Consider the following 18,021-nt stretch of genomic DNA (forward strand, 5'->3'; position numbering starts at 1 on the left):
TCGCGCGCGACGGGCGCCAGCGATACGGCCCCACGCGCGCCGCGGAGCGACGGCGACGCGCGGGGCTCGTCGCGCGTCACGGGGGAGGGCACGATGGGCATTCGGTTACGCGTGTTACGCGTGTTACGCGTGTTGCGCGTGTTGCGCGTGTGTCAGGCGGCGACGCTCGCGGGCCTGTGCGCCTGCGCGAGCACGCCCGTGCAATGGGCCTCGCCGGAAGGGCAGCCGAAGCTCCCGCCCCCACGGGAGATCAACGCCGTCGCGCGGCCGGACGCCGCGCGCTGCGCGGCGATCGTCGGGGCCACGCTCATCGACGGCCGGGGAGGGCCGCCCGTGCGCGACGCCGTCGTCGTGGTCCGCGGCGACCGCATCGTCGCCGCGGGCGCGCGCGGCGCCACCGGCGTCCCGGCCGGCGCGGAGGTCGTCCCCGGCGCGGGGCTCTGGGTGCTGCCCGGCCTCATCGACGCGCACTTCCACCTCGACGGCGATGACGGGCTGCCCGGCGTCGTCCTGCAGCGCGGCGTCACCTCGCTGCGCGAGCCGGGGAACTGGATCGAGGCGTACGACGCCGCGCGCAAGCTCGGCCCGACGCCGCGGCTGTTCCTGACGGGGCCGCTGCTCGACGCGCCGTATCCGGCCTATCCGGAGAGCGCGATGCTGGTGCGCGACGCCGCCGAGGCGCGCTGGGCCGTCGATCAGCTGGTCGAGCGCGGGGCATCGGCGATCAAGGTCTATTTCCGCCTGCCCCTCGGGCTCGTCGAGGAGGTCGCCAAGGCCGCGCACGCGCGCGGGGTGATCGCCGTCGCGCACCTCGAGACCGTGGACGCCGCGGCCGCGGTCCGCGCCGGGCTCGACGGCATCGAGCACATCACGTCGCTCGGCACGGCCCTCGTGCCGCCGCGCGAGGCGGAGCGCTACCGCCAGTCGGTGATCGCCGACAACGACGCGCGTTTTCCGGGGCGCTTCGAGGTCTTTCGCGGCATCTCCCTCGGCGCGCCGCGGACCCGAGCGCTGCTCGGGCTGCTCGCGGCGCGGGGCACGTTCCTCACCCCGACGCTCGCCATCTTCGAGCGCCGCGCCAGCGACGCGGGCGCGACGGAGACCCAGGTGCGCGGCTTCGAGAACATGATGAAGCTCACCCTCGCGGCGCGCCGCGCCGGGGTGCGGGTGGTCGTCGGCTCCCACGGCAAGGCGCCGGGCGCCGAGCGAGGCTGGGCCTACCAGCACGAGATGGAGCTGCTCGTCGAGAGCGGCCTCTCGCCCATGGAGGTCCTCGTCGCTGGCACGCTCGAGAACGCCAGGTACTTCCGCGCCGACGACCGGCTCGGCAGCGTCGAGCCGGGCAAGCTCGCCGACCTCGTCCTGATCGAAGGCGACCCGCTCGCGGACATCCGGGCGATGCGCCGCGTGAAGCGGGTCATGCTGAACGGGAGGTGGGTCGGCCCGGCTCAGGCCGAGTGAGCCGCACGCGCGCTCGCCGCCGCGGGCTCGGCGCGCGCGCTACGTGGAGTTACGTGGAGCTGCGCGGACAGGACGAGCGAACGCGGAGCGCGCCGCCGCCATCGCGCGGCGCGCTCCGACAGAGGGCCTTCAGCCCATCTCGATCTCGACGCGCACCGTCGAGCCGGCCGGCGACAGGGGAATCACGTTCCCCGCGACGGTCTTGCCGTCCACGGTCAGCTTCTTCACGCCCTTGCACACCCCCGAGTTCTTGACGCTGATCTCGTAGGTGGCGCCGCGGAAGCGGCGGGAGATGGAGAAGCTCTTCCACGCCTTGGGCACGCAGGGATCCAGCTTCAGGCCGTCGTACTGGGGCTGCACGCCGAGGATCCCCTGGCTGACGGACACGAACGTCCAGGCCGCGGTGCCCGTGAGCCAGGCATTCTTGGCCTCACCGAAGACCGGGGCGTCCTTGCCGGCGATCATCTGCGCATAGACGTAGGGCTCGGCGCGATAGGTCTCGATCTGGCTCTCCTTGGCCGAGGGGCAGATGGAGAGATAGTACTCCAGCGCGCGCTCCCCTTCGCCCAGGAGACACCAGCCGAGGTGGATCCAGGTGTTGTTGTGGCAGAAGATGCCCGCGTTCTCCTTCACGCCCGGCGGATACGAGGTGACCTCGCCGAGCTCGAGGTGATAGGTCGAGTACGCGGGCTGCTGCAGAACGATGCCGTTCTTCGTGTAGAGGTGCTTGTGCACGCTCTCCATCGCCTGCTTGGCGCGGCCGTTGTCCGCGCCGGCGCCGCCCAGGACGCACCAGCCCTGGCTCTCGATGAAGATCTTCCCCTCCTCGTTCTCCTTGCTCCCGACCGGCCGGCTCTCGGCATCGTAGGCGCGGCGGTACCACTCGCCGTCCCAGGCCTCCTTCTCGACCACGGCCAGCATCTCCGCGTACTGCTCACGCATGCGCGCCGCGTCGGACTTCTGGCCCATCCAGTCGTAGAGACCGGCCATCTCGCGGCTGGCATAGAGGAAGAGGCCGGCGATCATCACGGACTCGGCCTTCGAGTCCTTCACGTCGCCCGCGGTCTGGAAGCTCTCGTTGGGCTCGGTGCTGAAACAGTTCAGGTTGAGGCAGTCGTTCCAGTCCGCGTGGCCGATCAGCGGCAGGCCGTGGGGGCCCCGCTTCTTCATCGTGTAGGCGATGGACGTCTCCAGGTGGTGAAGGAGGTCCTCCTTGGAGCCCGGCTTGTCGGCGTAGCCCACGGGCTCCTTGAGGATGCCCTTGTCGCCGGTCTCCTTGATGTACGCGCACGTGGAGAGGATCAGCCACAGATGATCGTCGTAGAAGTCGCCGCCGATGTCGGCGTTCCCCTTCTTCGTCAGCGGCTGGTACTGGTGGTAGCAGGTGCCGTCGCTGAGCTGGGTGGCGGCGATGTCGAGGATGCGCTGGCGGGCGCGCTCGGGGACGAGGTGCACGAAGCCCAGGAGATCCTGGTTCGAGTCGCGGAAGCCCATGCCCCGGCCGATGCCGGTCTCGTACATGCTGGCCGACCGAGAGAGGTTGAAGGTCGCCATGCACTGGTACTGATTCCAGGTGTTGAGCATGCGACGCGCGTGCTCGTCCGGGCAGTCGGCCTGGAAGTTCGAGAGGATCCCAGCCCAGTCCGCCTTCAGCTGGGCGAACGCGCCGTCGACGACGCCGGGCGCCGAGTACTTGGCGAGGATCTCCTTGCCCTTCTGCTTGTTCAGGACGAAGGGCGCCTTGAACTTGGGCAGGTCCCCGTGGTCCACGTACGAGAGCACGAAGCTCATCGTCTCGCTCGCGCCGGGCTCGAGCGAGAGGCTCACCTGGTGGCTGCCGATCGGGTTCCAGCCGAACGCCTTGGAGTTCGTGGCCTTCCCCTTGGCCGGCACCTGGGCCTCGTGGAGGCCGTGGTGGACGCTGCCGCAGAAGGCGTCACGGCTCGTGTCGAACCCGTCGATGGCGCGCGTGCAGGCGAAGAGCGTGTAATGGGAGCGGCGCTCGCGGAACTCGGTCTTGTGGTAGATGGCGCTCCCCTCGATCTCCACCTCGCCGATGGAGTAGGTGCGCTGGTAGTTCGTCATGTCATTGAGCGCCTCGAAGAAGCAGAACTCCTGATAGGAGAAGAGCTGGATGTCCTTCTTCGAGCCGCTCTTGTTGGTGACCCGGGTGCGCCAGATCTCCACGTTCTCGCCGGGAACGATGAAGTAGAGCACCTCCACCTCGACGCCGTTCTTCTCGCCCGTGATCTTCGTGTAGCCCAGGCCGTGGCGGCACTCGTAGCGATCGAGGGCCGTCTTGAGGGGCTTCCACATGGGGTTCCACACGACCCCGCCGTCGTTCACGTACAGGTAGCGCCCGCCGAGATCCATGGGCACGTTGTTGTACCGGTAGCGCGTGAGCCGGCGCAGCTTGGCGTCCTTCCAGAACGTGTAGCCGCCCGCCGTGTTGGTGCAGAGGCCGAACATCTCGTCCGAGCCCAGGTAGTTGAGCCAGGGCAGCGGCGTGTCGGGCCGGGTGATGACGTACTCGCGGCTCTCGTCGTCGAAGTGGCCGTACTGATTGCTCATGGACGCGCGGTCTCCGTGGATAGCGACAGAAAAAAACCCGGAGGCAGCGCTGCCCCGGGTCGGATAAGCCGATGATTGTCAGGCCTGGGGCCTCCGAGCGAGCTCAGAGGGCCGCCACTCTAGACCCCGGCGCCTCCGCTTGTCAACGGGGCCTGGGGGCGCGCTCGCCGGCGTTTTGCCAGCAAGAACGCCGCGCTCCGTCGCACGCTGTCGCGTCCGCCGCGCTCCGCCGCGCTCTGTGCCGTGTTGGCGCATGGCGCGTGTGCGGCAGACAACCCACGATTCCAGTGAAGAAAAAATTTTACACACCGCAGCTCCGCGGGCCGCGCCTCGCTCGCGGAGCCGCGTATCCGCCGCTTCAACCGGCCTTGAACGTGTCGTAACGGCCGGCGCGCGGCGCGACGCGCGCCTCCAGCGCGGCGCGCTCGGCGGGCGGCATCGGGAAGGAGAGGGACCGCGCGCCCAGGTTCTCGCGCACCTCGGCGATCGACGAGCAACCGATGATCACCGTGTCGGCGTGGCTCGCCGCGTAGCGGATGAGCTCGGTCGCGCTCGCGGCGCCATCCTGGAGCAGGCGGCCCGCGGCCATGATCTTCATGCCGATGACGCCGACGCCGCGCCGCCGCGCCTCCTCGACCACGGTCGTCAGGAACGGGAGCCGCGCCGGATCTGCGGGGTTGACCGCGCACAGCACGGTATCCACAGGATAACGCCGCATCGCCTCCAGGAGGATCCGCGGGTCGTGGTGGCCGGTGATCCCGACGTGGCGCACGCGGCCGTCGGCCCTGGCCTGCTCCACGGCCTCGATGGCGCCCCGCTTGCCGAAGATGGCGTCGAGCTCCTCGAGATCCCGCAGATCGTGCAGCTGCCATGAATCGAGGTGGTCTGTCCCGAGCCGACGCAGGCTGTCGTCGAGCAGCCGCAGCGCGCCGTCGCGATCGCGCGCGTGGGTCTTGGAGGCGAGGAAGACCTGCTCGCGCGCCTTCGGGCCGGCGGCGCGGAAGGCCTCACCGTAGTAGTCCTGGCTCTGCTGGTATGCAGGCGCGGTGTCGCAGTACCTGACCCCGAGGCGCAGGGCCTCCAGGATCACGGGCACCGCCTCGCGGTGACGGCCGGTCGTCCGGAGGATCCCCTCGCCCCCGAGCGACACCGGCTCGACCTGCGCGCCGGTCCGCCCGAGCGTGCGCGCCGGCGCTTCGCCGACCGCGGGCGCCGCCGGCGACGGGCAGCCCGCTGCTCCGACCGCCACGGCCGCTGCGGTCGTGGCGACCGCTCCCAGCACGCCACGACGGCCACCGTCGGCACTTCCCGTCTCGCTCGGCTCGCGCATACGGCCCTCCTGGAGAGGACTCTACCAACCGACGGGTCGAACGTAAACCGAGGCCCGGATCCATGCAGTCCGATGGCTCGGGCGAGCGGCGGCGGGTGCGCCGCTCGCCTCATCGAGGCCGCGGCCCGGGGGAGGACGCCGTCTTCAGCGCGCAGCCGAGCGAGGGGCGACCGTCAGGGACGAGCCTTGGGCGCTCGGAAGTGGCCGTCAGTCCCTCGCTACCACCGGTCGTCGGAGTCGTCGTCGTCCGACCGATCGTCGTCCTCGAACACCAGCCTGCCAATCACCACCTGGCGCACCGTCGTGGGGTAATAGGCCGTGACGGCGGCCGTGCTCCAGGTGTGCCCGACGATGGTCTCCGAGGTGTTCGTGTAGAGCCGCATCGTCCCGTAGCCAGCGCCGGAGGCCCCCCGGCCGCTCGATGCGTACCTGGAGTCGGACGAGCCGTGGTGCGTGCTCGTCGAGTCGACGATGCTCACCTCGAACTGGAATGTGCCCGCGACGAGGGGGCTGACGGGGAGCTTCGCCCTCGGCGCCCGGCGGAGGATCGCGACGTGCCCGGTCGAGGACTCGCCAGCGGGGTAGCGGATGGCGATGATGTCGGCGGCGCGCGCGTCCTTGGGATCGTGGATCCTCTCGAATCCGTTCTCCTCGACGATGGCGTCGTAGTAGGCGGCCGCGCTCGGGCTCCGGCTGCCCAGCCAGCCGTTGAGCGACGCTTCGGTGAAGCCGTAGCCCCGCTTGAGCAGCTCCGTCAGGAAGGTGGCGCACTGCGTCCGGTTCGCGTAGCGCCGCGCGCCGGCCACACCGGCCCAGCTGATGAAGCTGGGGCTCGAGTTGTATTCGTTGTTCTCAGGGCTGATGTTGTCCACGAGGCTCTCCGCCCACCTGAGGTGGTCGGCGTGATGCGCGGCCGCGGTGCGCGGCGAGAGCCACACGAGCCCCGGAAGGACGAGACAAGCGATCTCCAGCATACGACGATGAACGCTCGCCATGATCCACCTTGCAATGCAGTGAGTTGCTCGAACTGGCGCGTCGCACTCAGCGCGCGGATTCCCGTGATATATTAAGTACGATCGAGAGGCGCCGTTCAATACAAATTTGCAACACAACCATCTTTGGGAGTCGCTTGTCCCACAGGCGCACAGAAGGACAGGCATCCCCACAACAAACCTCGCGACCGCCGCCCCGCACAACGCGTCACACGCCGACGAAATCAGTCGATTTCGACTGAGGGCCTGTGTTAATCTGGCCTGTTGTTCCGACGCCCGGGTGGCCCGGGGAGCAGGCGCGGGGAGGGGCGTGTCGGAGCCGGAGCGACGAGCGGGCGGCCTCGATCGGCCGCCAGCCGGTCACTTCGACTTGATGCGGAACTCCACGCGCCGGTTCATGGCGCGGCAGCCCTCGTCGTTCGTGAAGCAGAGCGGCGCGCCGGCGCCGTACCCCGGCGCCGTCATCGGCGTCGCGACGCCGCGCTGGACGAGATAGCGGACCACGGCGTTCGCGCGGCGCTCGGACAGCTTGATGTTGTGCTCCACGCTGCCCTGGTTGTCCGTGTGCCCCTCGACCGTGAGCGCGGTGATCTCCGGGTGCGTCCGCAGGATGTTCGCCACCGCGTCGAGGACCGAGAACGACTCCGGCCGGATCTCGTCCTTGTCGAGGTCGTAGAAGATGGGCCGGGCGATCTTGATGCGATCCCCCTCGATGACCGCCTCGGCAGGCGCCGCCGGCTGGACGGCCACGGGCGGAGGAGGAGGCGGCGGCGCCGCGCTCGCCGCCACCGACATCTCGGTCTTCGCCGACCCGCACCCCGCCGCAAGGGCGCCCAGGACCACAAGCCAGATCGCTCGGTTCGCTCGCATTTCGCGGCTCTAGCACGGGGAATCGCCCGGAAGAACCGGAAGAAGCGCGCCGGCGGCCGTCGACTCCCGCCCGGGCACGCGCGGCCGGACGACCGGTGAGACCACGGTGCACCCGGCGACGGCCCCCCGCGCGGGCGCGCGCAGCCACGCCGGACCTGCGGAATGCGCCGCGGCGATCCAGTATCGTTGCTGCGCGCACGCATGTCCGCCCCCGCGAAGAGCCCGAGCCTGATCGTCGGAATCGACCTCGGCACCACCCACACCGTCGTGGCGTGGGCCGAGCGCGACGCCGGTCCCGGCGCGATCCGCGTCTTCTCGATCCCGCAGCTCGTGACCGCCACCGAGATCGAGGCGCGCCCGCTGCTGCCGTCCCTGCTCTACGCGCCCCTCCCCGGCGAGGCGCCCGCCGATCCGTTCGGCGACGCGCCCTTCGCGATCGGCGAGCACGCGCGCCGGCGCGGCGGCGAGATCCCCGGGCGGCTCGTCGCCTCGGCGAAGAGCTGGCTCTGCCACCCCGCCGTCGACCGCACGGCGCCCATCCTGCCCTGGGGCGCGGCCGAGGAGGCGGCCTCCCTGCCGCGCGTCTCGCCGCTCGACGCGAGCGCCCGGATCCTCGCCCACGTGCGGCGCACCTGGGACGACGCCTTCCCGGAGCGCCCGCTCGCGGCGCAGGAGGTCGTGCTCACCGTGCCAGCCTCGTTCGACGAGGTCGCGCGCGAGCTCACCGTCGAGGCCGCCCGCCGCGCCGGCCTCTCGGCGCGCCTCCTCGAGGAGCCGCAGGCCGCGTTCTACGACTTCATGCGGCTCGCCGGCGCCGAGGGCCTCGACGCCCTGCTCGACCGCTCGGGCGGCGAGGCGATGGTGCTCGTCTGCGACGTCGGCGGCGGCACGACGGATCTGTCGCTCATCCGGGTCGCCCGGGGCGCTGGCGCGGCCAAGGACCACCCCGAGGTCTCCCGCGTCGCGGTCGGCCACCACCTCTTGCTCGGCGGCGACAACATGGACCTGGCGCTCGCCCACCTCTGCGAGCCGCGCCTCGTGGGCGCAGGGGAGAAGCTCGACCCGGCGCGCTTCGGCCAGCTCGTGCTGGCCTGCCGCGCCGCCAAGGAGCGCCTGCTCGGCGGCGGGGCCTCGTCCGAAGGCGCCGGCAGCGCCGCGCCTGCGCCGCCGGACGACGCGCCTGTCACGGTGCTCTCGCATGGCGCGCGGCTCGTGGGCGGCGCGCTGACGACGCGCCTCGGCCGCGACGAGGTCGAGGGCGTCGTGCTGGACGGCTTCTTCCCGGACGCGCCGCGGGACGCCCGGCCGCAGCGCGGGCGGAGCGGGCTCGTCGCGTTCGGGCTGCCCTACGAGCGCGACGTCGCGATCACCCGGCACGTGGCCTGGTTCTTCGCGCGCCACGCCCCGGAGGCGCGAGGGCCGACCGCGCTGCTCCTGAACGGCGGCGTCTTCCGCGCCCGCCGCGTCGCGGAGCGCCTCGCGCGGGTCGTCGAGCGCTGGGGCGGCCCGCCGCTCGATCTGCTCCCGCACGCCGATCCCGACCTCGCGGTGGCGCGGGGCGCGGTCGCGTACGGCCTCGCCCTCGCGGGCCGCGGCGTGCGCATCGAGGGGGGCGCGGCGCGCGGCTACTACGTCGGCCTCGAGCCGCCCGCCGGCGGGGGGCCGCGGCCAGCGGTCTGCGTCGTGCCGCGCGGCGCGAAGGAGGGCAGCGTCCACGCGGCGGCCGGGCGGACCTTCGCGCTCGTCGTGGGGCGCCCGGTGCGGTTCGACCTGTTCGCGTCGGACGACGCGCGCGTCGATCGCGCCGGCGACCTCGTCCCCCTCGAGGCCGACCGGTTCGAGGCGCTGCCGCCGATCGCGGTGGCGTTCGACGCGGGAGACGCGGCGCGCGCCGCGACCGGCAAGCAGGCGGAGGTGCGGGTGCAGATCGAGGGAGAGCTCACCGCGATCGGCACCCTGGATCTCGCCTGCGTCGAGGTGGACGCCGCGGCGCCGCGCCGCTTCCGGCTGGCGTTCCAGCTGCGCGAGGACGGCCGCGGCGCGCGCGCCGCCGAGGCCGAGGGCGGCGCCCCGGCGGAGCGGGCGCAGGCGAGGCCCCACGCCGCGGCGGCGCCGGGCGGCAAGCGCCTCGACGAGGCCCGGGAGGCGATCGAGCGGGTGTTCGGCAAGGGGCGGCCCGACGTGGCGCCGCGGGAGGCGAAGAACCTCGTGCGCGAGCTCGAGCGCGTCCTCGGGGAGCGCGCCACCTGGACGACGGAGACCGCGCGGGCGCTGCTCGACACCCTCGTCCCGAGCGCGCGCTCGCGGCGGCGATCGGCCGATCACGAGCGCATGTTCTGGTCGCTCGCCGGCTACTGCCTCCGCCCCGGGTTCGGCGACGCGGGCGACCCGGCGCGCGTCGCCGCGCTCGCGCCGCTCTTCGCCGAGCGGCTGGCGTTCCCGCAGGAGGCGCGCTCCTGGCAGCAGTTCTGGATCGCCTGGCGCCGCATCGCGGGCGGCCTCGACGAGCCGCTGCAGGTCGCGATCCGGGATCTGGCGGATCCGTTCCTGGCCCCGGCCGAGCAGCGGCTGAAGAAGCCGAAGGGGGTGAAGCCGGAGGCGCTCGACGATCTGCTCGAGCTCTGCGCGTCGCTCGAGCGCGTGCCCGCCGGCCGGCGGAGCGAGCTCGGCGCGTGGATCCTGGAGCGCACATGGACCGACCGCGACGCGCGGCTCTGGGCGGCGATCGGCCGCCTCGGCGCGCGCGTTCCGGCGTACGCGAGCGTCCACCATGTGGTGTCGCCGGCGGCGGCCGAGCGGTGGATAGACCACCTGCTGCGCGAGAAGTGGCAGGAGCTGCCGTCCGCGGCGCCGGCCGCGGTGCAGCTCGCGCGCAGGACCGGGGACCGGGCGCGCGACGTCTCGGACCGGGTCCGCGGCGAGGTGGAGCGGCGGCTCGTCAAGGTGGACGCCCCCGAGGCGTGGGTCAACGCGGTGCGCGAGGTGGTGGCCGTCGAGGAGTCCGAGCGCGCGGCGTTCTTTGGAGAGGGGCTGCCGGTGGGGCTGCGGCTTGTGAGCGAGTAGGGAAAGCCCTTTTGCGCGCTTCGAGGTCCGCTGGGGGCCTCACTTCCAGAAAACGCAGGCGCCGTCCACCCCCCCGCAGACCACCTCCGGACTCAGGCGGTCACAGGTCGATATCCCTTCGCTCGGCGGGGGATCATGGCAGAGATCGCCGCCCCGGCGGTCAACGGCGAAGTCGGCCCCTGAACCTGCACCCGCTCTACTCGCCGGAAGCCGCCTCGATGCACGCCTCGAGCTCCGGCGTCGCCCGCCAGCCGCACTCGCCCGACGCGCCCCGCTCGCACACGCCGTGCTCCTTGTAACACCCGTACTCCTCGAGCCACTCGCACGTGGTGACGATATCCACACCCTTGTTCGCGCAGACCTGACCGCTGCAGCCCGTCACCACGCACGGCGCAGCCTCGCCGCCGCCAAGGCACGCCTCGAGCTCCGGCGTCGCCCGCCAGCCGCACTCGCCCGACGCGCCCCGCTCGCACACGCCGTGCTCCTTGTAACACGCGTATTCCTCACGGTACTCGCAGGTCGTGGCCACCTCCTCGTCCGCGCAGACCTGCCCGCTGCAGCCCGTCACCACGCACGGGGCAGGCTTGCCGCCGCCAAGGCACGCCTCGAGCTCCGGCGTCGCCCGCCAGCCGCACTCGCCCGACGCGCCCCGCTCGCACACGCCGTGCTCCTTGTAACACGCGTATTCCTCACGGTACTCGCAGGTCGTGACGATCTCCTCATCGGCGTCGGCGCAGACCTGACCGCTGCAGCCGGTCACCACGCACGGCGCAGGCTCGCCGCCGCCGAGGCACGCTTCGAGCTCCGGCGTCGCCCGCCAGCCGCACTCGCCCGACGCGCCCCGCTCGCACACGCTGTGCTCCTGGTAACACGCATATTCCTCCCGGTACTCGCAGTCCGTGACCACGTCCTCGTCCGCGCAGACCTGGCCGCTGCAGCCGGTCACCTGGCACGAGGCCGGCTCGCCGCCCGCCACCCCACCTCCGCCAGGGCCAGCTTCCCCGCCCTCGATCGGGCCCTGACAGCCTTTGCCCTTGGCGCCGGTGAGCAAAGGTACGAAGAGCACGAGCATCGCAACGACGAGTCGGTGACGTTTGCTGAAAAGATCCATCGTCAAGCCTCCTATCAAGAGATAGACGAACCTGCCATTCGGCAGCCGCGGGCGCCAGGATTCACACGTCGTGCCAAGCATGGCGCCAGCGCCCCCCACGCATCCACGCGCGCAGACGCGATGCTCCCGCGGTGACGAGCAGCTGCCGACAAGCCGCGTGAGCCGCCTCCTGGTGATGAGAGCTCACCCCGGGATCAGGGCATCGAACATCACCACGGCGCACGCCTTGCGGGCAGACCCCTGACCGCCGACAGCCCGCCGGCCGCACACTCTGGCACAGGCCGCGGTAATACCGGCAAATTCCTTGGATTTTTCGTGGGGCTCCGCGTGGCCCGTTATTTGCTAAGTGCGCCGGGCACGGGACCTGAACAGCGCACGCGCACCGGCGCAGACATGACGCCCTGTGTCTCGTCCTCAACGAGGTGAACTATGACCTTCCTGTCTAGAACTTACGCCGGCTGGCTCGTCCTCGCGACGGCGGCGGCCTCGGCCGGACTCACCGGCTGCGGGAACGGCTCGACGGGGCCTTCCGAAACCGGCTCGACCGATTTCATCTCTGACAATCCGAGGGCCGGCGGAGGAAGAGATACGGCCGAGGATGGCGGCAGCGCCTCGGCGGGCACCGGAGGCGACGGCGACCCGACCGCGCCCCCGGCCGACGGAGACGCCGAGCGCGCGATCACCGAGGCCGACATCATCCAGGTCAAGGACGGCAAGCTCTACGCGCTCTCGCAGTACTCGGGGCTCAGCATCATCGACATCTCCCGGCGCGACCGGCTGAGCCTCCTCGGGCGCTACCGGGCGAGCGGGATCCCCTTCGAGATGTACCTGCGCGACGGGATCGTCTACGCGATGTTCTCGTCGTGGACCCAATACATCTACGACGCGGCTACCGGCGAGTACTCCTATGAGCAATCGAGCCACATCGAGGCGCTCGACGTCTCCGACCCGGCGGATATCCAGCAGATCGGCTCGTTCGACCTGCCGGGCGCCATCTCCGACTCGCGCATCGTCGGCGACGTGCTCTATACCGTCACGTTCGAGGACGGCGGTTGCTGGGGGTGCAAGCAGTCGCGGAACACCACGATCACCTCCCTGGCCGTCGGCGCCCCCGCCGAGATCGCCGTGGTCGATCAGCTGAGCTACGACGACGACCCCAACGACTACGGGTGGCAGCGCAGCGTGAGCGTCACCCAGGACCGCATGTACATCGCGGGCATCGAGTGGGACGGCACCGACGAGGGGCACTCCACCATCCAGGTCGTCGACATCTCCGATCCCGGCGGCGCGCTCGTCGAGGGCGCGAGCGTCGAGGCCGTCGGCCAGATCCAGAGCCGCTGGCAGATGGACGAGCACGAGGGCGTCCTCCGCGTCGTCAGCCAGCCGGGCCTCTGGCGGACCAACGCGCTGCCCGGCGTCCAGACCTTCGCCGTCGCGTCCTCGCAAGAGCTCACGCCCCTCGGCTTCACCGAGCTCACCCTGCCCAGGCCCGAGACGCTGCGCTCCGTGCGCTTCGACGGCGACCGCGCCTACGCGATCACGGCGGAGCAGACCGACCCGCTCTTCACCATCGATCTCAGCGATCCGGAGCACCCCGCCCAGCTCGGCGAGCTCGAGATGCCCGGCTGGGTCTACCACATGGAGCCGCGCGGCGACCGGCTGCTCGCCCTCGGCTTCGACAACGCCGCCACCGATGGCTCGCTCCACGTCTCGCTCTTCGACGTCTCCGACCTCACGAAGCCCACGATGCTGGAGCGCGTCCATTTCGGCGGCGACTGGGCGAGCTTCGCCGAGGGCCAGGACCGGATCCACAAGGCCTTCACCATCCTCGATGATCTCGGCACCATCCTCGTGCCGTACAGCGGCTGGGACATCGACGAGGCCGAGGGCTGCGGCTCGTACGAGAGCGGCGTCCAGCTGGTCGACTTCACGGCCGACACGCTCACGAAGCGCGGCTCGGCGCCGGCGCGCGGCCAGGCGCGCCGCGCCTTCGTCCACGACACGCGGCTCTTCGCCGTCTCCGACCAGGAGGTCGGGACGTTCAACATCGATGATCGCGACGCCCCGGTCGAGGCCGCCGACCTGGCCCTGGCGACGGTCGTCAGCAACACGGTCGCCACCGGCGATCTCGTGGTCCGCATGGGCGCGGACTGGTGGACACAGGCCGCGGAGCTCGAGGTCGTGTACGCGGCGGAGCCGGGGCGCGCCGAGCCGATCGGCAAGCTCGACCTCTCGACGCTGGCCTCCGGATCGAAGAGCGACTGCTATGGATCCGGCCTCATCAGCGCGCAGCTCTTCGCGCACGGGCAATACGCCTACCTGCTCTGGCCCTCGTACGCGGACTCGACGAAGACGAGCCTCGCCGTCATCGATCTCACGAACCCCGAAGCCCCCCGGATCGCGAGCCAGCGCGATCTGCCGTTCACCAGCAACGCGCTCTACTATAACGGGTACTACGGCAGGATCGTCCCCACGGGCGCCGCCGTGGTCCAGGCAGGGAGCACGCTCGTGCTCCGCAACGTCGAGGACCAGTACTACTACTACGAGGACGGCAGCGGCGCCCCGCCGCCGCAGCCCCGCGATCCGTCGCTCGAGATCATCGACCTCTCGAACCCGTCGAGCCCGACGCACCGCTCGCTGCCCCTGCCCGACGGCGCCGGTTACACGGGCCTGCAGCTCGACGGGACCACCGTGCTGACATCGCACTGGGTGCCCCTGCAGAACGACCCCTCCAGGGCGCGCTTCTACGTCGACCGCATCGACGTGGCCGATCCCTCCTCGGCGGTCGTGCGGACGCCGGTCAACGTGCCCGGCTCGCTGCTGGCCTTCGATGGCGCGTCGGACCGCGCGCTCACGGTCGATTACGAGACGGTCGAGCTCGAGGTCGCGGGCTATCGGGAGTGCTACAGCGCGTTCAGCTACTACGCCGAGTTCGTGCCGGCGAACCAGGAGAACTACGATGGCCCCGGCGTCTGCCGCGGGACGCGCCACACCCTCAAGCTGCTCGATGTCGGCAGCGCGAGCGCGCGCCTCCGGGACGAGCACTCGCTCGACGACGGCACCCGCCTGGACCAGGTGTTCGTGGGCGATGACCGCGTGTTCATGTACACCTCCGGGTACTACGCCGTGGGCGACGCGGTGGGCGGGGGCGCGTACACGTCCGGGATCCTCGTGGCCAGCGGGCTCGAGGGAGGCAGCATCGACGTCGCGACGAAGGAGCTCTCGAGCCCCGAGGCCGGCTGGCCGCGCGCCGTGGACGGGACGCGCCTCCTCCTCGCCGGCTACAACCCGCCCGGGCTCTCGGTGCTCGACGCGGCCGACCTCGACGAGATGACGCTCGAAATGAAGGGCGAGCTCTCGTCGTACGTCTCGCAGGTGACGATCTCCGGCGACACCGCGCTCTGCGCGCTCTGGTACCACGGGCTCGAGGTCGTCGACCTCGGCGACTGATCCGCGCGCCGCCGCTTCACGCCGCGCGGCTCGTCACGGGCGGCGCGGCGAAGGCGCCGCGCGGGCGCTACCCTCCCCCGTAGATCTGCCCGATCTTCTGCACCGAATCCCACACGTACACGCAGCCCGAGCTCAGCAGGAGCCCCGGCAGGATCACCGCCGACCAGGCGAGCGAGAGCCGCGCGCTCGGCGCGGGGCGCTCCGTCTCCACCAGCGCGGCGCGGGCGAGGCGCCGGACCGCGTCGGCCCGTGCCGGGTCGAGCGGGGCGACCGGCGGCAGATCGGCGAGGCCCCTCGCCAGAGGATCCTCTCCTGAGAACGGCTTCATCGAGAACCTCCTCGCGTCTGTCCATCCGTCGCATCGGCGGCGTCCGCGGCGGAGATCGAGGTCGTCGATCCCCGCCGGGGCCGCTCAGCATTTCGCCTTTCGAGGCGGGCCGCAAGCTCGGCGCGGGCGCGCGACAGGCGCTTGCGCGCGGCGTCCTCGCGGATGCCGAGCACCTGGGCGACCCGCGCCGTGTCGAGCCCCTCGACGGCCCCGAGGAGCAACACCTCGCGGTGCACCGCCGCGAGATCGCGGAGCGCCGCCTCCAGCGCCGCCACGTCGGCTCGAGCGTCCGCCGCGCCCTCGGGCTCGGGCGCGGCCGGCGCGGGCTCGCGGGAGAACAGCGCGGCGCGGGCGAGGTCGAGCAAGGCGGAGCGGCGGTGGCTCCGGTAACGATTCCTGGCGATCGTGAACAGCCACGCGGCGAGATCGGTGTCCTCGGCGAGCCGGCCGGCGTGGCGCGCGACGGCGAGCCAGGTGTCCTGGAACAGGTCCTCGGCGACGTCGCGCCGGCCGGAGAGGCGCACGAGGAAGCTGAAGATCCGGGGGTGGTAGCGCGCGTAGAGCGCGTCGAAGGCGCGCGGATCGCGGCGCCTCAGGCGCGCCGCGAGCTCGGCGTCGGACGGAGCTGCTGCGCCCTCCCTCTCCACGCCGGCATAACGCGCGAGGGCCGCGGGCGTGACAAGGAAGTTTTCCGGTCACGGGATCCGCGGCGCCGCGTTGGGGCTCGTGAAGGCCGGCGCACACGGCGGCGACGACACGCGGCAGGCAGAGAAGAGCAGACGAGAGGGAGGCACCGATGTTCGATTTCTTCGTCGAGGGCGGCTGGGGGATGTGGCCTATCCTGGTCTTCGGGATGGTCACGGTCGGCGCGGGGCTGCAGTTCGCCCGGCGGCCGGAGCCCGGCAAGCTCGGGTTCATCGTGGCCATGGGGCTGACGACGCTGGTCGCGACCATCCACGCGACGTGGATCGACCTCGGCGCGGTGTTCAGTTACCTGTCCGACCCGGCGAAGGTGCCCGACGGCGAGCTCGCGCGTGTGCTCGTCGTGGGGCTGAAGGAGAGCACGCGTCCCGGGTCGCTCGGCGGGTTGCTGCTCGCCATCGCGTGCCTGCTCTCGGCGGTGGGCGTCCTGCGCGCCGGTCGGGCGGCGTGATCCGCGGCGCGGCGCGGCGCGGCGGCGCGGCGGCGGGTCTCGCCCAGCGCCGGCGCTTGGCGCCGGAGCCCGGGTGCGGCACACAAGGTCCATGGGCAGAGCCGAGCTCGCGCAGCTGATCGACCGCGATGGCCTCGACGCCTCGGAGGGCTCGCGAGGCCGCCTCGCGATCGCCGTCCCGGCGGCGTGGGCGCGCGACGGCGCCGACATCGAGATCGCCGTGCCCGCCCGCGTCACCTGCGCCCGCTGCGACGGCGGCGGGTGCGACAGCTGCGCCCGGAGCGGCGCGCACCGCGCCCCGGCGGAGGTCGCCGCGAGGACGCTGCGGCTCCGGCTCCCCCCCGATCTCAGCGGCGGCGTGACGCTCCGCCTCGTGCGCCCGTTCGGCGAGCACGCCCCGCTCGATCAGCTCCTCGTCGAGCTCCGCGAAGACAGCGCGGCGTCGCCGGGCGTGCACCGCGTCACGCCGCCCCCGTCGGACGCGCTCGCGCGCTCTCCGGGGGCGAGCGGCGGGCGCTTCCGTAGGCTCGGCGCCGAGCTCGGCGCGCCGGCCGTCATCGCGACCCTCGCCGCGATCGCGGCGGTCCTGGGGCTCCTGCTCGGCCGCTGAGGGCGCAGGGAGGCCGCGCGCTCCGCCCTCGGTCGACGCGGGCGAGGCCGGCTGGAGGGCCTCGCTGCCGTGCTTTGCTCATGCTAGCGAGAGGCCAGCGGACGCGCGCGGGAGCCGACGGCACCGCCACCGCCGCGCAGGGAGAGCAAGCACATGAGCCTCAGCGAGCCCATGCGGGCCAGGATCGCCACCATCATCCGCGAGAGCGATGTCGTCCTGTTCATGAAAGGCACGCGCACCGTGCCGCAGTGCGGGTTTTCCGCCACGGTGGTGAACATCCTCGACGAGCACCTCCCCGAGTACCAGACGGTGGACGTGCTCTCGGATCCCGCGCTGCGCGACGGCATCAAGGAGTTCTCGAGCTGGCCGACGATCCCGCAGCTCTACGTCCGCGGCGAGTTCATCGGCGGCTGCGACATCGTGAAGGAGCTGCACGCGACCGGGGAGCTCGTGAAGGCGCTCGGGCTCGCGCAGGGCGAGGCGCAGGCGCCGCCCACGCTCCGCGTGACCGCGGCGGCGCTCGCGGCGTTCGCGGCCGCGAAAGAGTCCGAGGCCGACTTCGTCCACATCGAGATCGACCCGTCCTACAACTACGGCCTTTACTTCGGCCCGCGGCAGGCAGGCGACGTCGAGGCCCAGGCGGGCGGGGCGGTGTTCCTGCTCGACCGCGCGAGCGCGCGGCGCGCCGAGGGGCTGTCGATCGACTTCGTCGAGGGCCCCTCCGGCGGCGGCTTCAAGCTGGAGAGCCCGAACGAGCCGCCGAAGGTCAAGCAGATCTCGTCGACCGCGCTCAAGGCCCTTCTGAACAGCGGCGAGGCGATCGAGCTGTTCGACGTCCGGACCGAGCAGGAGCGCAAGATCGCCACGATCGAGGGGGCCCGTCACCTCGATCAGGCAGGGCAGCGGTACCTGGAGACGCTCGCGAAGGACGCGCGGATCGTCTTCCACTGCCACCACGGCGGCCGCAGCCAGGCAGCCGCCGAGCACTACCTCACGAAGGGCTACAGGAACCTTTACAACCTCCAGGGCGGAATCGACGCGTGGTCGCAAGATGTCGACCCCTCGGTGCCGCGGTACTGAGC

13 protein-coding genes are annotated in these 18,021 nt (G+C 71.8%); 6 read left to right on the top strand and 7 right to left on the bottom strand.

The window, feature by feature from the left end:
* Positions 1–138: 138 nt before the first annotated feature.
* Positions 139–1,461 (top strand): amidohydrolase family protein, encoded by a 1,323-nt coding sequence (locus WMF34_RS33005; RefSeq protein ID WP_437990302.1) that lies wholly within the window; start codon positions 139–141, stop codon positions 1,459–1,461.
* 129 nt (positions 1,462–1,590) lie between these two features.
* On the opposite strand, the gene WMF34_RS33010 is transcribed toward WMF34_RS33005, so the two are convergent.
* From WMF34_RS33010 to WMF34_RS33025, 4 genes are all read right to left on the bottom strand, one after another.
* A complete protein-coding gene (locus tag WMF34_RS33010; protein ID WP_012239078.1) occupies positions 1,591–4,032 on the bottom strand; it encodes a GH36-type glycosyl hydrolase domain-containing protein in 2,442 nt (813 codons plus the stop codon).
* A gap of 358 nt (positions 4,033–4,390) precedes the next feature.
* On the bottom strand, positions 4,391–5,362 hold the full coding sequence (locus WMF34_RS33015; protein ID WP_437990303.1) for an aldo/keto reductase: 972 nt from the start codon (positions 5,360–5,362) through the stop codon (positions 4,391–4,393).
* A gap of 218 nt (positions 5,363–5,580) precedes the next feature.
* On the bottom strand, positions 5,581–6,336 hold the full coding sequence (locus WMF34_RS33020) for a hypothetical protein (RefSeq protein WP_437990304.1): 756 nt from the start codon (positions 6,334–6,336) through the stop codon (positions 5,581–5,583).
* A gap of 378 nt (positions 6,337–6,714) precedes the next feature.
* Positions 6,715–7,224 carry an OmpA family protein gene (locus WMF34_RS33025; RefSeq protein WP_080599074.1) on the bottom strand — a complete coding sequence of 170 codons (510 nt, stop codon included), beginning with the start codon at positions 7,222–7,224 and terminating at the stop codon, positions 6,715–6,717.
* A 201-nt stretch (positions 7,225–7,425) separates the two neighbouring features.
* Here WMF34_RS33025 and WMF34_RS33030 point away from each other — a divergent pair, with 201 nt between their 5' ends.
* Positions 7,426–10,287 carry an Hsp70 family protein gene (locus WMF34_RS33030; protein WP_437990305.1) on the top strand — a complete coding sequence of 954 codons (2,862 nt, stop codon included), beginning with the start codon at positions 7,426–7,428 and terminating at the stop codon, positions 10,285–10,287.
* 196 nt (positions 10,288–10,483) lie between these two features.
* On the opposite strand, the gene WMF34_RS33035 is transcribed toward WMF34_RS33030, so the two are convergent.
* Entirely contained in the window at positions 10,484–11,398 is a 915-nt protein-coding gene (locus WMF34_RS33035) for a hypothetical protein (protein WP_231864372.1), read from the bottom strand.
* A gap of 429 nt (positions 11,399–11,827) precedes the next feature.
* Between WMF34_RS33035 and WMF34_RS33040 the strand changes: the two genes are divergently transcribed.
* The gene (locus tag WMF34_RS33040; RefSeq protein WP_437990306.1) at positions 11,828–14,848 is read left to right on the top strand and encodes a beta-propeller domain-containing protein; all 3,021 of its coding nucleotides are present in this window, start codon (positions 11,828–11,830) and stop codon (positions 14,846–14,848) included.
* Between the two features lie 67 nt (positions 14,849–14,915).
* Here the strand turns inward: WMF34_RS33040 and WMF34_RS33045 are convergent, their stop codons facing one another.
* Both WMF34_RS33045 and WMF34_RS33050 read right to left on the bottom strand, forming a co-directional pair.
* Positions 14,916–15,176 (bottom strand): hypothetical protein, encoded by a 261-nt coding sequence (locus WMF34_RS33045; RefSeq protein ID WP_012239085.1) that lies wholly within the window; start codon positions 15,174–15,176, stop codon positions 14,916–14,918.
* Positions 15,173–15,823 (bottom strand): RNA polymerase sigma factor, encoded by a 651-nt coding sequence (locus WMF34_RS33050; protein WP_012239086.1) that lies wholly within the window; start codon positions 15,821–15,823, stop codon positions 15,173–15,175. Before WMF34_RS33050 ends, WMF34_RS33045 begins: the two co-directional genes overlap by 4 nt.
* A 149-nt stretch (positions 15,824–15,972) precedes the next feature.
* Between WMF34_RS33050 and WMF34_RS33055 the strand changes: the two genes are divergently transcribed.
* From WMF34_RS33055 to grxD, 3 genes are all read left to right on the top strand, one after another.
* Positions 15,973–16,329, top strand: coding sequence for a hypothetical protein (locus WMF34_RS33055; RefSeq protein WP_012239087.1), 357 nt, complete (start codon positions 15,973–15,975; stop codon positions 16,327–16,329).
* Positions 16,330–16,420: 91 nt separating this feature from the next.
* Positions 16,421–16,939, top strand: coding sequence for a hypothetical protein (locus WMF34_RS33060; RefSeq protein ID WP_437990307.1), 519 nt, complete (start codon positions 16,421–16,423; stop codon positions 16,937–16,939).
* 153 nt (positions 16,940–17,092) lie between these two features.
* Positions 17,093–18,019, top strand: coding sequence for a Grx4 family monothiol glutaredoxin (gene grxD / locus WMF34_RS33065; RefSeq protein WP_012239089.1), 927 nt, complete (start codon positions 17,093–17,095; stop codon positions 18,017–18,019).
* Positions 18,020–18,021 lie beyond the last annotated feature (2 nt).

It is taken from the genome of Sorangium sp. So ce145 (assembly GCF_051525985.1).
Taxonomy (GTDB): domain Bacteria; phylum Myxococcota_A; class Polyangia; order Polyangiales; family Polyangiaceae; genus Sorangium; species Sorangium cellulosum_B.